Below are 13,535 nucleotides of genomic sequence, written 5' to 3'. Positions count from 1 at the left end.
GCAGCCTCGCCCGGCAAAGGCCGGCGCTGGGATCACCGTGACCCTGGGCCATCGCGTGCGGGCGGATGCGGTCGGGCCCGGCTCGCCTCCTCCGCCGCCGGGAGCCAGTGGCGGAAGGCCTGGATCTTCTGCAGTGTGCCATCCCGCTCGCGGCAGCAGATAACGTGGAGGTCCCGGTTCGGGCTCTCGACCTAGCCGCCGCCCAGGCGCACGAGCTGGCCCGCGCCGATCTCGATCTCAAACGGACTCTGAGGCGGCGCGGCGCCTTATCGTCAGCGGAAAATATTCGGGGGCACCGGCGGGCTCGCATTGAGCAGCGTGATCGTCACCCGTCGGTTCGGCGCGATGTAGGGATTGTCGGGGAATGACGGCTGGGTGTCGGCGCGTCCCACCACGGAAGCGAAGTTGTCGTTGGGAACCCCGGCGCCCGACAGGATCTCGCGGACGGAGAGCGCACGCCCGGCGGTGAGGTTCCAGGGTTCGACGGCCCGCGCCGAGCCCGGGCGCGCGACGGACGTGTGGCCGGTTATGGACAGGCGATTGGGCAGCCGGCGCAGGGCGGGCGCTAGCGCCTCCAGCACGCGACGGGTGCGCTCGTAGGGGTCGACGGAGCCCTCGCGGAACATGGAGCGGCCGTCCTCGTCCACGAGGGACACGTCCACGCCCTCCTTGGTCTGCTCGATCACGATGTTATGCGACAGCTCGGCAATGTCGGGCATCGTCTGGAGTGCCTGCCGGAGGCTGGCTATGGCGCTGTAGTTGGCCTGCGCGCTGGCGGACGATTGGCTGGCATCGAGCTCGCCGGCGCGGCCCGGCGTGGTCGAGCGCGCTTTGTCCGCCTGCTCGGCAGAGCCCCGCTCCGCGTCGCGGGGCGTGGACGGCTTGTTGCCTGACGTGTCGAGGGCTTTGCCGTACATGATGCCGCCAGCACCACTGCTTGCAGGGCTCAAAGCCGCCGGCGCGAAGTATTCCGCCAAACCGACCTTCTGCTCCTGCGTCGTCATGCTGATCAGCCACATCAGCAGGAAGAACGCCATCATGGCGGTCACGAAGTCCGCATAGGCGATCTTCCAGGCCCCGCCGTGGTGGGCGTGAGCGGCCTTCTTGACCTTCTTGATGATGATCGTGGCCATCGAGTCCCTGCCGGATATCGGATCAGTTCTGGGCGGGCAGAGCGGCGGTTGCCGCTTCCACTTCGCTGAAGGTCGGGCGGACGTCGCTCATCAGAGACTTGCGGGCAAATTCGACCGCCATCACCGGCGGCTGGCCGCCGATATGGGCGAGGAGACCCGCCTTGAGCGAAAGGTAGTATTTGGCTTCGGCCTCGAAGAGGCCCTTGAGCGACTGCGCCATGGGCCCGAAGAAGCCATAGGCGACGAAAACGCCGAAGAAGGTGCCGACGAGCGCGCCGCCGATCAGATGTCCCAGCACCTCCGGCGGCTCTTTGATCGCCCCCATCGTCTTGATCACGCCGAGCACGGCGGCGACGATGCCCAGCGCCGGCGTTCCGTCGGCGAGCGCCTGCATGGCCGAAACGACACGCTCCTGCTCCTGGTGGTGCGTCTCCAGTTCCTCATCCATGAGCGCGTCGATCTCGTGGACGTTGTTGGCGCCCAGCGTCACCATGCGCATGTAGTCGCAGACGAACTCGACCGCGTGATGGTTCGCGGCAAAGGTCGGGAAGGCGTTGAACAGCGCCGACTCGCCCGGATCTTCGATGTGCGGCTCGAGCGCCATCGAACCCTTCTGTTTCGCGAGCTTATACAAGGAATACTGCATTCCCAGCAGCTCGACATAGGATTGCTGGTTGTATTTGGGGCCCTTCACGAGCGTGCCCAGCATGGCGGGCACGGCCTTAAGCACCGGCCCGGTGTTGCCGATGATGAAGGCACCGATCGCTGCACCGAGGATGATGACAAACTCGAACGGCTGCCAAAGGACGAGCAGGTGACCGCCCATCGCCGTGTAGCTGCCGAAGACGCAGGCGAACACCATTATCGTGCCGACGATCAGCCGCATAATTCGCCATCCATGCGCGGCGGCAGGTACAGTCCGCGCTGAGCCACTACTGACCCGGTAAATCACTGATTAAGGTTAACGGTGCGTTTAGAGCTGGGGCTGGAGGATTCGCAGATATCTGGTCCCGGCATTGGGTGCCGCGGGCTTGACCTGAACTGAGAGGCGCAGGCGTGTCCCAAACACGATCACGCCGGCTTTCACCGGTCGTTAGGCATAGCCGTCGAGCCTGCCGCGCCATCCCCGGAGCCGGCCCATGATCCTCACCGCCTGCTCATGATCAGGGGCGAGACGCTCGCGGCGACGTCCGGCTGGGATGCCCGCCCTAGATCGCATCGGCACGGATGGTGTTGGCCCGTACCCGCCAGCCATCGCCGAGGGCCGGGATCAGGGCCTGCGACCCCGGCCCCCAACCCGCTGCGTCACCGGACACCCGCAGCAAGGGATCGAGCGTGATCCACGTCCGGGTGAACCGGGCGATGCCGCGGGTGGGGCGGGTTCCGATCCTTCAACACGGCCCGGCGCACGATCTGCGGCCTGGACGCCATGCTGGCGCCGCGCGGGAGCTTCGGCTTTGCCGATGCATGGACCGTACACGGGCAGAACCGGATGCCAACCCACTGCTTGGGAGGTCCCGCGGCGAACCCAGCGTGAAGACTGCGCGCTAGATGCCCCTCTGCGGCTCAAAACCGAGTTTGCGGCAGGCCCGTCTGCGTTCGAGCGGTATGCGATCGCCCGCGTACGACCTGGTTGGGCCGCAACCAGACGCAACGACACGCCGAACCCGCCCCTCACCCCCGATCCCGCCCCTCGACCAGCTTGACCAGCGTGTGCAGCATCCGGTTGGCCGGCGTCGGGATGCCGAGCGCCGCGCCGGTCCGCACCACGGTGCCGTTGAGGTGGTCGATCTCGCTGGGCCGGCCCCGGGCCAGGTCCTGAGCGGTGGAGGAACGCTGGTCAGCCATGGTGCGGCTGAGGGCGAGCACCGTGTCGAGGATGTCGTCGGGCACCGATACGCCCGAGGCGTTCGCCACCGCGACGCATTCCTGCACCACGTCGGTCATCGCCGCGACCACGCCCTCGCCCTGGACCAGACGGCCGTAGGGCAATTGGCTCAGGGCCGAGAGGGCATTGTAGGCGCAGTTGAGGATCAGCTTGCCCCAGAGCGCGTCCAGGGCGCGGTCCGAGACCGTGGCCGGGATGCCGGAGGCCGTGAACGCCGCGGCGATCCGCGCGCTCGCCGCGGAGGCGCCGAGGATCAGGTCGCCCCGGCCGTTGTGGCGGACCTGGCCCGGCCCGACCATCTCGGTGGCGACGTAGACCGCCACCGGTACGACGGCACGGCCGAGCACGGCGGCGAGGCGCTCGGCGTTGTCGACGCCGTTCTGGAGGCTGAGGATCGTGGCCGAGGCCGTCAGATGCGGCGCGATCATCGCCCCGGCGGATTCGGTGTCGCCCGACTTGACGCAGACCAGCACGAGGTCCGCCCCGGCGACGCCGTCACCGGCGGCGGTCGCCCGCACCGGGACGGTGGCGCGCCCGGCCGCGCTCTCCAGCACCAGCCCGCCGGCCTCGACAGCCTCGACCAGGGCGGGGCGGCCGATCAGCGTCACCGCGTGGCCGGCCCGCGCGAGCAGGAACCCGTAATAGCAGCCGACCGCGCCGGCCCCGAGAACGGCGACGTTCATCGCGACGCCGCCGCCGCGCGCTCGGGGTGGAACGGCGCCGCCCCCGCTTCACCGGCACCGAGATGGTCCAGGAGCGCCTGGATCGGGTGGCGCAGCCGCACGCCGTCGACGAGCTTGGCCTGGGACCGGCACGAATAGCCGTCGGCCAGCAGGGTGCCGCCGGGGGCCTCGGCCACGTGGCGGGCCCAGCTCAGGCCGTAGATCGCCTCGGAGGTGGCGCGGTGGGCCGCCTCGTGCCCGTAGGTCCCGGCCATGCCGCAGCAGCCGGCCGCCGGCACCTCCAGCCGCAGGCCGAGATGGGCGAACAGAGCCTGCCAGTCCCGGACGGCGCCCGGCGCGTTGGTGCGCTCGGTGCAATGGGGCAGGAGCCGCAGGGTCCCGCCGCCCCGGCGCGGCGGGATCCGGTCGAGCCGGGTCGCCAGCCATTCCTGCAGAAGTTGCACCTTAGGCAGGTCGCCGCCCAGCGCCTGCGCGTAGTCCGAACGGTAGGTCAGCGTCATCGACGGGTCGATCCCGACGAGGGGCACGCCGGTCCGCGCCAGATCGCGCAGCATCGCGGCGTTCGCGCGGGCGACGGCGGCGAACCGCGCCAGGAACCCGTGAACGTGCAGGGGCTTGCCGTTCGGCCGGTAGGGCGCCAGCCAGGGCGTGAAGCCGAGCGCGATCAGGAGCGCGCAGCTATCGGCCACGACCTCCGCGTCGAAGTGGCTTGTGAAGGCGTCCTGCACCACCAGCACGGCGTTCTCCCGCTCCCGCGGATCGAACCGCGCCAGCGCCTCCGGGGTCGCGACCGCCACGCCGAGGCGCGCTAATTGCCCCTCGAGGGCGACGGGCGACAGGGCCGGAATCGCGACCAGCCCGGCCCTGGCCAGGATCCACCGGGCCAGCGGATGGGTCAGGACCGCGTTGCTCAGGCGCGGCGCCCGGGCCGCCAGGGGCAGCAGCGGTTCCAGGGCGGCCACGAGGTGGTCCTTCAGGGGCCGCGCGTAGCGGGTGTGGTAGAGCGCCAGGAACTTCGCCCGGAAGCTCGGCACGTCGACCTTGATCGGGCAGGCGCCCGTGCAGGACTTGCAGGCGAGGCAGCCATCCATCGCCTCCTTGACCGCATGGGAGAAGTCGTCCGCATCGGAGGCGCGCCGGAACCCGCTCCGCACGGTCGCCCACAGGTCGCCGAGCCACCCGGCGCGCTGCCGTCTCAGCTCGGCGGCCGGATCGACGCCCGCGTCGGCCGCCAGGCGCAGCCACTCGCGCATCAGCCCGGCACGACCCTTGGGCGAGTGCCGCCGCTCCCGGGTCGCCTTCCAGGACGGGCACATCGCCTCGTCGGCGTCGTAGCTGAAGCAGGCGCCGTTGCCGTTGCAGTGGAGCGCCGCGTCGAAATCCGCGCGGACCGGCGCCGGGATGGTGCGGTCCCGCTCGCCCCGGCGCGGCACGCCGTCGATCCGGGTGAGTTCTTCCCCCTTGGCCGAGGCGATCTTGCCCGGGTTCATCCGGTCGCCGGGGTCGAAGGCGCGCTTGACCGCTTCCAGCGCCGGCATCAGCGGCCCGAAGGTCGCGGGTACGAATTCGGAGCGGAAGCCCTTGCCGTGCTCGCCCCAGAGCAGGCCGCCATACTTGGCGGTGAGCGCCACCACGCCCTCCGTCACCGCGCGGATCAGGCCGTCCTGGGCCGGGTCCTTCAGGTCGATCGCCGGCCGGACATGCAGCACGCCGGCATCGACGTGGCCGAACATGCCGTAGCGCAGCCCCTTGCCGTCGAGGAGCGCCCGGAACTCGGCGATGTAGTCGGCGAGCCGCTCCGGCGGCACCGCCGTATCCTCCACGAAGGGGATCGGCCGGGCCTCGCCCTGGGCGGCGCCGAGGAGGCCCACCGCCTTCTTGCGCATGGTCCAGAGCGTCTCGATCGCCGCGCCCCGGGCGATGGTGAAGCCCAGGCGTTTGGTATCGGTGCCGCGCTCGGCCTCCAGCAGGGCGGTGAGCCGCCCGAGGGTAGCTTCCACGCCGGCCGCGTCGTCGCCCACGAATTCGACGAGGTTGATCCCGTCCACCGGCCGCCCGGCCGGGTCGTCGGGGAAGAAGGCCCGCACCTCGGCCCAGATCGGGTCCTTGCGGGCGAGGCCCAGGACGGTGGAATCGATGGTCTCCACGGACGCCGCGCCGAACGGCAGCAACGCCTGGGCGTCGCGCAGGGCCGCGTCGAAATCGACGTAGGAGAGCGCCACCAGCACCGCGGCCTTGGGGATCGGCAGCACGTTGAGCCGCGCCTCGGCGATCAGCGCCAGCGTGCCCTCCGAGCCGCAGAGCACGCTCTTGAGGTCGAACCGGCCGGCCGCGTCCCGGAGATGGGCGAGGTCGTAGCCGGTCAGGCAGCGGTTGAGCTTGGGGAAGCGCTCGGCGATCAGCGCGGCATTCTCGGTGGCTACGGCGTCGACGGCCCGGTGGATCGCCCCGACCCGGTCGTTGCGGGCCTTGGCGGCGTCGAGGCCGGGCTCGTCCAGGGGCTCGGCGGTCCAGACCGTGCCGTCGGTGAGCACGCAGGTCAGCGCCAGGACGTGGTCCCGGGTCTTGCCGTAGAGACACGAGCCCTGCCCGCAGGCATCGGTGGAGATCATGCCCCCCAGCGTCGCCCGGTTGGAGGTCGAGAGTTCGGGCGCGAAGAACAGGCCGTGCTTGGCGAGTTCCCGGTTGAGCTGGTCCTTCACCACCCCCGGCTCGACCCGGACCGTGCGGTTGGCGGCGTCGATCTCCAGGATGCGGTTCATGTGCCGCGAGGTGTCGACCACGAGGCCGTGGCCGAGCGACTGGCCGTTGGTGCCGGTGGCGCCGCCGCGCGGGCGGATCACGAGCGCGGTGAAGCGCGGATCGTCCAGCAGCTTGGCGATGCGCACGAGGTCGTCGCGGGAGCGCGGGAAGGCCACGGCCCCCGGCTCGACCTGGTAGATCGAGTTGTCGGTGGCGAAGACCGTGCGGTCGGCCTCCGACAGGGTCAGGTCACCCTCGAAGCCACGCACGTGCAGCTCGGCGCAGGCCGCGGCGTAGAGCGGCACGGCCTCTCGGTGGCGGGTCAGGACCGGGATCATCCCCGTCTTCTACACCCGGCGGATCGGGAGGAAAGACCGGCGCTTCTGTCACGCGGCCGCGGGGGCGGGCTGGCATCCCGCTTGCCACTCCGGCGGGATGTCGAGGAATGCCGGCCTATGAACGCGAGCGTCGAACGGGTCAGGGACGCCCTGGCCGAATTGATCAAGGCCGCGCTCATCTCCGACGACGCGCGCGGTCTCAGCTGCCGGGAGGCGGGGCATGCCAAGCTCACAGCGCTGGCCGGCGACCCGCCCAATCCGGACAGCCTGCGCATGGACGGCGCCTGGACCCTGGCGATCCAGGCGGCGGAGACGCCCGAACTCGCCGCGCTGGAGGGGCAGGTGAACCTGACCCTGCCGCGCGCCTGCCCGTTCACCCTGGCGGAAATCCTCGCGCCCGGCTTCGATGTCGATCGGGCGGTCGACCACATCCGGAAGATCGCCTCCACGGGCTGAGTGGCTGTTGAGGACGGGGCGCGCGGCGTTGCCGCGGCCGGCCCGGGGCCCCATCTTTGGATCACAGGACCGGGATCCCGATCCGACGCCCGCCCGCGGGCCCCACCCCCGAGAATCGTCCGGCACCCCCCTTTTGGCACGACGCATCACCGCCCCGGCGGCCGACCCCGCCGCCCCTGCGCCCCTCCCCACCCGTGAGCAGATCCTCGCCTTCGTGGCCGAGTCCAAGGAGCGCGTCGGCAAGCGGGAGATCGCCAAGGCCTTCGGCATCACCGGCGCCGCCAAGATCGATCTGAAGCGCGTCCTCAAGGAGATCGAGGCGGAGGGCGCCATCGATCGCGGACGCGGCGGCCTCGCCCCGGCCGGTCACCTACCGCCGGTGGTCCTGGCCGATATCCGCGCCCGGGACCGGCACGGCGATTTCCTGGCGGTCCCGGTGGAATGGACCGGATCGGGCAAGCCGCCCGCCATCGTGCTCAGCCAGCCGCGCGGTCCCCGCAAGGGCAACCGGCCGGCCGCCGGGATCGGCGACCGCGCCCTGATCCGCGTCGAGCGCGACGCCGAGGGGGGCTATACGGGGCGGGTCGTCAAGGTCATCGGCAAGAACAAGGCCGAGGTGATCGGCGTCTACCGGGCCGGCGCGCAGGGCGGCCGGATCGTGCCCGTGGAGAAGCGCTCCCAGGGCCGCGAGATCCTGATCCCGCCCGGCGAGGAGGGAGAGGCCCGCGACGGCGACCTCGTGAGCGTCTCCCTGGAGCGCGAGACGCGCTTCGGCCTGCCGCGGGGCCGGGTCAAGGAGCGGTTGGGCTCGCTGGGCTCCGAGAAGGCCGTGAGCCTGATCGCGCTGCACCTCCACAACATCCCGCACGTCTTTTCGGATGCGACCCTGGCCGAGGCGGACGCCGCCGAGCCCGCCGCTCTGAAGGGTCGCGAGGATTGGCGCGACCGGCCGCTGCTGACCATCGACCCGCCGGACGCCAAGGACCACGACGACGCCGTGATGGCGGAGGCCGATCCCGACCCGGCCAATCCCGGCGGCTTCATCCTCACCGTCGCCATCGCCGACGTGGCAGCCTACGTGCGGGCCGGCTCGAGCCTCGATCGCGAGGCGCTGGAGCGGGGCAACTCGGTCTATTTCCCCGACCGGGTCGTGCCGATGCTGCCGGAGCGGATCTCGAACGATCTCTGCTCGCTCCGCGAGGGCGAGGACCGGCCGGCGCTCGCCGTCCGCATGGTCATCGCCGCCGACGGCGAGAAGCGCCGCCACGGCTTCCACCGGGTGATGATGCGCTCCCGCGCCAAGCTCGCCTACGCGCAGGCGCAGGCCGCCATCGACGGGCAGACGGACGCCGCGACCGGGCCACTCCTGGACACGGCTCTGCGCCCGCTCTGGGCGGCCTACGCGGCCCTGCGCGAGGCCCGGGACCGCCGCGGGCCGCTCGCCCTGGACCTGCCAGAACGCAAGGTGCTGCTGAGCCCGGATGGGGCGGTCGACCGCGTGGTCGTGCCGGAGCGTCTCGACGCCCACCGGCTCATCGAAGAGTTCATGATCCAGGCCAACGTCGCCGCCGCCGAGACCCTGGAGCAGGCGCGCCAGCCGCTGATCTACCGGGTCCACGACGAGCCGGCCCTGGAGAAGGTGCGGGCGCTCGGCGAGGTGCTGGCCTCGGTGGGCATCAAGCTGCCCAAGGAGGGTGCGCTGCGCCCGGCCCTGTTCAACCGGATCCTTGCTCAGGCGGCCGAGACCGAGCACGGCGTCTTCCTTAACGAGGTGATCCTGCGCAGCCAGGCCCAGGCGGTCTACGCCGCCGAGAATCTCGGCCATTTCGGCCTGAACCTGCGCCGCTACGCCCACTTCACCTCGCCGATCCGGCGCTACGCGGACCTGATCGTCCACCGGGCGCTGATCACCGCCTGCCGGCTCGGGGCGGATGGGCTCGCCCCGGACATCGCGGCGGGCGAACTGGCGCAGATCGGCGAGCAGATCTCGGCGGCCGAGCGCCGGGCCATGGCGGCCGAGCGCGAGACCATCGACCGCCTGATCGCCCATCACCTCGCCGATCAGATCGGCGCCACCTTCGCGGGCCGGATCGCGGGGGTGACCCGCGCCGGGCTGTTCATCAAGCTCGACGGGACCGGGGCCGACGGCTTCGTGCCGATCTCCCAGCTCGGCGCCGACTATTTCCGCCACGAGGAGGGCCGCCACGCCCTGGTGGGCGAGCGGACGGGGCAGACCTTCCGCCTGGGCGATCCGGTCGAGGTGCGGCTCGTGGAGGCCGCGCCCGTGGCCGGCGCGCTCCGCTTCGAACTGCTCAGCGAGGGCCGGACCCGCTCCGGCGCCCGCAAGCCGGACCCGGGCCAGAAGCCCGGCGCCCGGCCGTTCAAGGCCGCCGCGCCCGGCCGCCCCGCCGGCATCCGCAACGCCGGCACGCGTCACCGCGGCTCGCGCCGCTGACCCGGGCGGTGTAGAGCCTGGGCATGGCCGACGCCGCGATTCCCCTGCGCACCCGCCTCGTCCCCGCGATGGCCCGGGGCTTCATCGGCCGCTGCCCGCATTGCGGCCGGGGGCGGATCTTCGGCCGCTTCCTCAAGGTGCGGTCCGAATGCGACGCCTGCGGCCTGGAACTGCACCACCACCGGGCCGACGACCTGCCGCCCTACGCGGTGATCTTCATCGTCGGCCACATCGTCGGCTACCTGATCCTGGAGACCGAGAGCGCCTACGAGGTGCCCCTGTGGGTCGAGATGGGCGTGTGGCCGGTCGTCACGCTGGCGATGGCCCTGGCGCTGCTCCAGCCCGTGAAGGGCGCCGTCGTCGGGCTGCAATACGCCCTTGGCATGCAAGGCTTCGCCACGCTACCGCGGGGCCGGCCCGCCCCGGGGCCGGAGGAGACCCGCCTTGCCGCAGCCGCAGCCGGACTCGGAGACCGCGATCACCCCTGAGCGGAAGCCCGCGACAATGCGCCTGCGCCCGCGGGACGCCGCGACCATGATCGTGATCGACCGGCGGGGCAAGGGCGGCCCGAAGGTCCTGATGGGCCGGCGCAACCCGAACCTCGCCTTCATGCCGGGCAAGTTCGTCTTCCCGGGCGGCCGGATCGAGCTCGGCGACCGCCACATGCCTGTGGCCGGGGCGCTGCCCGACTACGCGGAGGCGGCGCTGACCCGGCAGGTCTCCCGGCCGCCGTACCATCTCGGACGTGCCCTGGCCCTGGCGGCCATCCGCGAGACCTACGAGGAGACCGGCCTGCTGCTCGGGACGCGCGAGCACGGCGCCCCCGAGGATCCCCCGGCGGGCTGGGAGGGGTTCGCCCGCCACAAAATCCTGCCGGATCTCGAGGCGCTGCACCTCGTGGCCCGGGCGATCACCCCGCCCAAGCGCGTGCGCCGGTTCGACACGCGCTTCTTCGCCATCGACCGGCGGATGGTGGCGGCCGAGGAGCCGGGGCGCGTGACGGCCGACGCCGAGTTCACCGAACTCGCCTGGGTCCGCCTCGACGCCGCGCGACAGCTCGACCTGCCCTTCATCACCCGCGCGATCCTCGACGACCTGGAGGCGCAGATCGCCGCCGATTTCGCCCCGCACCGGATGATCCCGTTCCACTACGAGCGCTACGGCCGCCGCGAGCGGGTGGCCTTGTGAGCCGCCCGGGAAACCCGGGACGGGAGGCGCGGCGGGGGATCAGCGCGGAGAACGTGGCGGCGATCTCGGCGGCCGTGACCTGCGTCACCGTCGTCGGCATCGGGCTGAGCCTGTCGATCCCGCTGCTGTCGATCGAGCTGGAGCGCCGCGGCGCGTCGAGCACGCTGATCGGCCTCAACACCGCGGTGGCGGGCCTCGCCAGCATCGGCACGGTGCCGTTCGTCCCGCGGCTCGCGGCGCGGATCGGCGTCGCCCCGCTGCTCTGCCTCGCCCTCGTGGTCGGGGCGGCGAGCCTCGCGCTGTTCCCGCTCGTGCCGGGCATCGCCCCGTGGTTCCCCCTGCGCTTCGTCTTCTCGGCGACCCTCGGCGCGCTGTTCGTCCTGTCCGAATACTGGATCAACGCCGCCGCCCCGCCCGAGCGCCGGGGCCTCGTGATGGGCATCTACGCCACGGTCCTGGCGGCGGGCTTCGCGGTCGGGCCGCTCCTGCTGGCGCTCGTCGGCACGGAGGGGTGGGCCCCCTACGTCACCGGCGCCGCGCTGATGCTCACCGGCGGCCTGCCGATCGTGCTGGCCCGGGGGCTGTCGCCGACGATCGAACCGGGCTCGGGGCTCGGCATCCGCGCCTATCTGCAGTTCGCCCCCGGGGCGCTGGCGGCGGCCCTCGCCTACGGGGCGGTGGAGACCGGCATCTTCGCGATCCTGCCCCTCTACGGCCTGCGCCTCGGCTACGACGCCCAGGGCGCGGCCGGCCTCGTCAGCCTCGTCGCGCTGGGCAACGTGCTGTTCCAGATCCCGTTCGGCTGGCTCGCCGACCGCCTCGACCGCAGCGCGGTGCTGCTGGGGGCGAGCCTCGCGGGCGCCGCCGGCTCGGCCCTGATCCCCCTCGCGGCCGGCAACCCCCTGGCGTTCGGGCTGCTCCTCCTGGTCTGGGGCGGCATCGCCGGCACCCTCTACACGGTCGGCCTGACCATGCTCGGCGACCGCACCCCGGCGAGCGACCTCGCGGGCGCCAACGCGGCCTTCGTGGTGTTCTACAATGTCGGCCTGATGCTCGGTCCGCCCCTCATCGGCGGCGGGCTCGACCTCGTGCCGCCGCACGGCTTCGCCCTGGCGCTCCTCGCCCTGTTCCTGGCCTTCACCGGGTGGCTGGCCGCGACGGAGCGGGCCGCCGCCCGCTCTTGACCTGCCCGGCCCGATCGGGCATTCACCCGCCCGTATTCGGCCGGGCTCGCCCGGCCATTTGCGTTTCGCTCACGCGGAATGCCGCACCCTGCAGGAGCGCCGCGCCATGGCCAAGGCCGTCACCGTCAAGATCAAGCTCATCTCCACCGCCGACACCGGCTATTTCTACGTCACCAAGAAGAACTCCCGCACGCAGACCGAGAAGCTGACGATGCGCAAGTACGACCCGGTCGCGCGCAAGCACGTCGACTTCAAGGAAACCAAGATCAAGTAAGGCCGGCGGCCGCAGCGCGGCCCCGCCGCCGACGGGGAGCCGCTCCGGGGACGGGGCGGCTTTTTTCATGCCCGCGCCGCGGCGCCCGTCCGACGACAGCCCGGCCCCAGCCCGGACCGTTAACGCGCTTACCCCAGGCGCTGCCCGATCCCCCGGCGGAGGTTCGTCCCCGGCCCCGGTCAGCCTGGAGGGCGGTTCGATGCTCAGGATCCTGTTGCTGGTCCTCGTCACCGCGGCGACGCTCGCGACCTGGCTCGTCCTGATGCTGCCGGTCCATGGCGTCCGCGCCATCCGCCGGCTGTTCTCGGGGCGCCGCGCCCCGGCTTGAGCGCGCCGGTCAGACCGAGCCGGATCCCGCCAGCTCCGGATCGAGGGTGCGCGCCAGCGACCGGGCGACGGCCACGAGGGCGGTCACCATCGGAGTCGAGGGTTCGCGCCGCGGCGCGACGAGGCCGATCGTGTGCTCCAGGTCCGGGGCGGTGATCGGGATGGCGCGCACACCCTCCATGGGTCCGAGGGCGTCGACCAGGATCTCCGGCATGATCGAGGCCCAGCGCAGGGTGCGCACATGGGTCAGGAGCACGATCATCGAGTTCGATTCGAGGGTCGCGGCGGGCTCGGCCCCCGATTCCCGGATCTGATGGTCGATGATCCGCCGGTTCTGCATGTTCGGGGTGAGCAGGCAGAGCGGCAGGCGGCCGGTCTCGGCCCAGGTCACGCTCGCGCGGCCGTCGAAGGGCCCGCCGATCGCGGTCACGAGGCGGTAGCGCTCGCGGTAGAGCGGCACCGAGACCACGCGCCCGAGGGGCTCGTTGTCCAGGTAGGTGAGGCCGGCATCCGCCTCCAGGTTCTCGATCAGCGAGAAGATGTCGGCCGAGGCGGCGGATTCGACCGTCAGCCGCACGTCCGGATGGCGCTCGCGATAGGGCGTGGTGAGATCGACGATCATCGGCAGGGCGGTGGGGATCGCGGCGATGCGCAGATGCCCGGTCAGGCCCCGGCGCAGGCCGGTGACCTCCTCGTGCATGGCCCGGGCATCGGCCACGATCCGCCGCGCCCATGCGAGGACCCGCTCGCCCTCGGGGGTGAAGCCCTGGAAGCGCGAGCCGCGCAGCACGAGCTGGACGCCGAAGCGGTTCTCCAGCTGCTTCACGCCAGCCGACAGGGTCTGCTGGGTCACCCCGCAGGCCTCGG

At 71.9% G+C, this 13,535-nt stretch carries 12 protein-coding genes and 1 pseudogene; 8 read left to right on the top strand and 5 right to left on the bottom strand.

Annotation, left to right across the window (positions count from 1 at the left end; translation table 11 throughout):
* Window positions 1-272: 272 nt before the first annotated feature.
* Together MKK69_RS03025 and motA are read right to left on the bottom strand one after the other, a co-directional pair.
* Window positions 273-1,133 carry a flagellar motor protein MotB gene (locus MKK69_RS03025; RefSeq protein ID WP_243965335.1) on the bottom strand — a complete coding sequence of 287 codons (861 nt, stop codon included), beginning with the start codon at window positions 1,131-1,133 and terminating at the stop codon, window positions 273-275.
* A 22-nt stretch (window positions 1,134-1,155) separates the two neighbouring features.
* Complete coding sequence (gene motA, locus MKK69_RS03020) at window positions 1,156-2,019, bottom strand: flagellar motor stator protein MotA (RefSeq protein WP_243965334.1); 864 nt, start codon at window positions 2,017-2,019, stop codon at window positions 1,156-1,158.
* A 319-nt stretch (window positions 2,020-2,338) separates the two neighbouring features.
* Here motA and MKK69_RS03015 point away from each other — a divergent pair.
* Window positions 2,339-2,670: pseudogene (locus MKK69_RS03015) on the top strand (DDE-type integrase/transposase/recombinase); the annotation flags it as partial.
* 137 nt (window positions 2,671-2,807) lie between these two features.
* Here MKK69_RS03015 and MKK69_RS03010 read toward each other — a convergent pair.
* The gene (locus MKK69_RS03010; RefSeq protein WP_243965332.1) at window positions 2,808-3,704 is read right to left on the bottom strand and encodes a ketopantoate reductase family protein; all 897 of its coding nucleotides are present in this window, start codon (window positions 3,702-3,704) and stop codon (window positions 2,808-2,810) included.
* Entirely contained in the window at window positions 3,701-6,784 is a 3,084-nt protein-coding gene (locus MKK69_RS03005) for an FAD-binding and (Fe-S)-binding domain-containing protein (protein WP_243965330.1), read from the bottom strand. The genes MKK69_RS03010 and MKK69_RS03005 overlap by 4 nt, the downstream gene beginning before the upstream one ends.
* Window positions 6,785-6,901: 117 nt before the next feature.
* On the opposite strand from MKK69_RS03005, the gene MKK69_RS03000 reads away from it, so the two are divergent.
* The 7 genes from MKK69_RS03000 (at window position 6,902) to MKK69_RS30905 (ending at window position 12,669) form a co-directional block, all read left to right on the top strand.
* Complete coding sequence (locus MKK69_RS03000; RefSeq protein ID WP_243965328.1) at window positions 6,902-7,240, top strand: hypothetical protein; 339 nt, start codon at window positions 6,902-6,904, stop codon at window positions 7,238-7,240.
* 133 nt (window positions 7,241-7,373) lie between these two features.
* A complete protein-coding gene (gene rnr, locus MKK69_RS02995; protein ID WP_243965326.1) occupies window positions 7,374-9,695 on the top strand; it encodes a ribonuclease R in 2,322 nt (773 codons plus the stop codon).
* A 23-nt stretch (window positions 9,696-9,718) separates the two neighbouring features.
* Entirely contained in the window at window positions 9,719-10,183 is a 465-nt protein-coding gene (locus tag MKK69_RS02990; RefSeq protein ID WP_243965325.1) for a DUF983 domain-containing protein, read from the top strand.
* A gap of 16 nt (window positions 10,184-10,199) precedes the next feature.
* Window positions 10,200-10,883: an NUDIX hydrolase gene (locus MKK69_RS02985; protein WP_409564768.1), complete on the top strand. Its 684-nt coding sequence runs from the start codon at window positions 10,200-10,202 to the stop codon at window positions 10,881-10,883.
* On the top strand, window positions 10,880-12,067 hold the full coding sequence (locus MKK69_RS02980; protein WP_243965322.1) for an MFS transporter: 1,188 nt from the start codon (window positions 10,880-10,882) through the stop codon (window positions 12,065-12,067). Before MKK69_RS02985 ends, MKK69_RS02980 begins: the two co-directional genes overlap by 4 nt.
* A 106-nt stretch (window positions 12,068-12,173) precedes the next feature.
* Window positions 12,174-12,341 carry a 50S ribosomal protein L33 gene (gene rpmG / locus MKK69_RS02975; RefSeq protein ID WP_058192064.1) on the top strand — a complete coding sequence of 56 codons (168 nt, stop codon included), beginning with the start codon at window positions 12,174-12,176 and terminating at the stop codon, window positions 12,339-12,341.
* 199 nt (window positions 12,342-12,540) lie between these two features.
* Entirely contained in the window at window positions 12,541-12,669 is a 129-nt protein-coding gene (locus MKK69_RS30905) for a hypothetical protein (RefSeq protein WP_279598148.1), read from the top strand.
* Between the two features lie 9 nt (window positions 12,670-12,678).
* Here MKK69_RS30905 and MKK69_RS02970 read toward each other — a convergent pair.
* The coding region (locus MKK69_RS02970) for a LysR family transcriptional regulator (RefSeq protein WP_243965321.1) at window positions 12,679-13,535 on the bottom strand (857 nt) is incomplete at its 5' end.

It is taken from the genome of Methylobacterium sp. J-026 (genome assembly GCF_022829585.1).
Lineage (GTDB): Bacteria > Pseudomonadota > Alphaproteobacteria > Rhizobiales > Beijerinckiaceae > Methylobacterium.
This window is presented reverse-complemented; position numbering and strand designations above follow the sequence as displayed.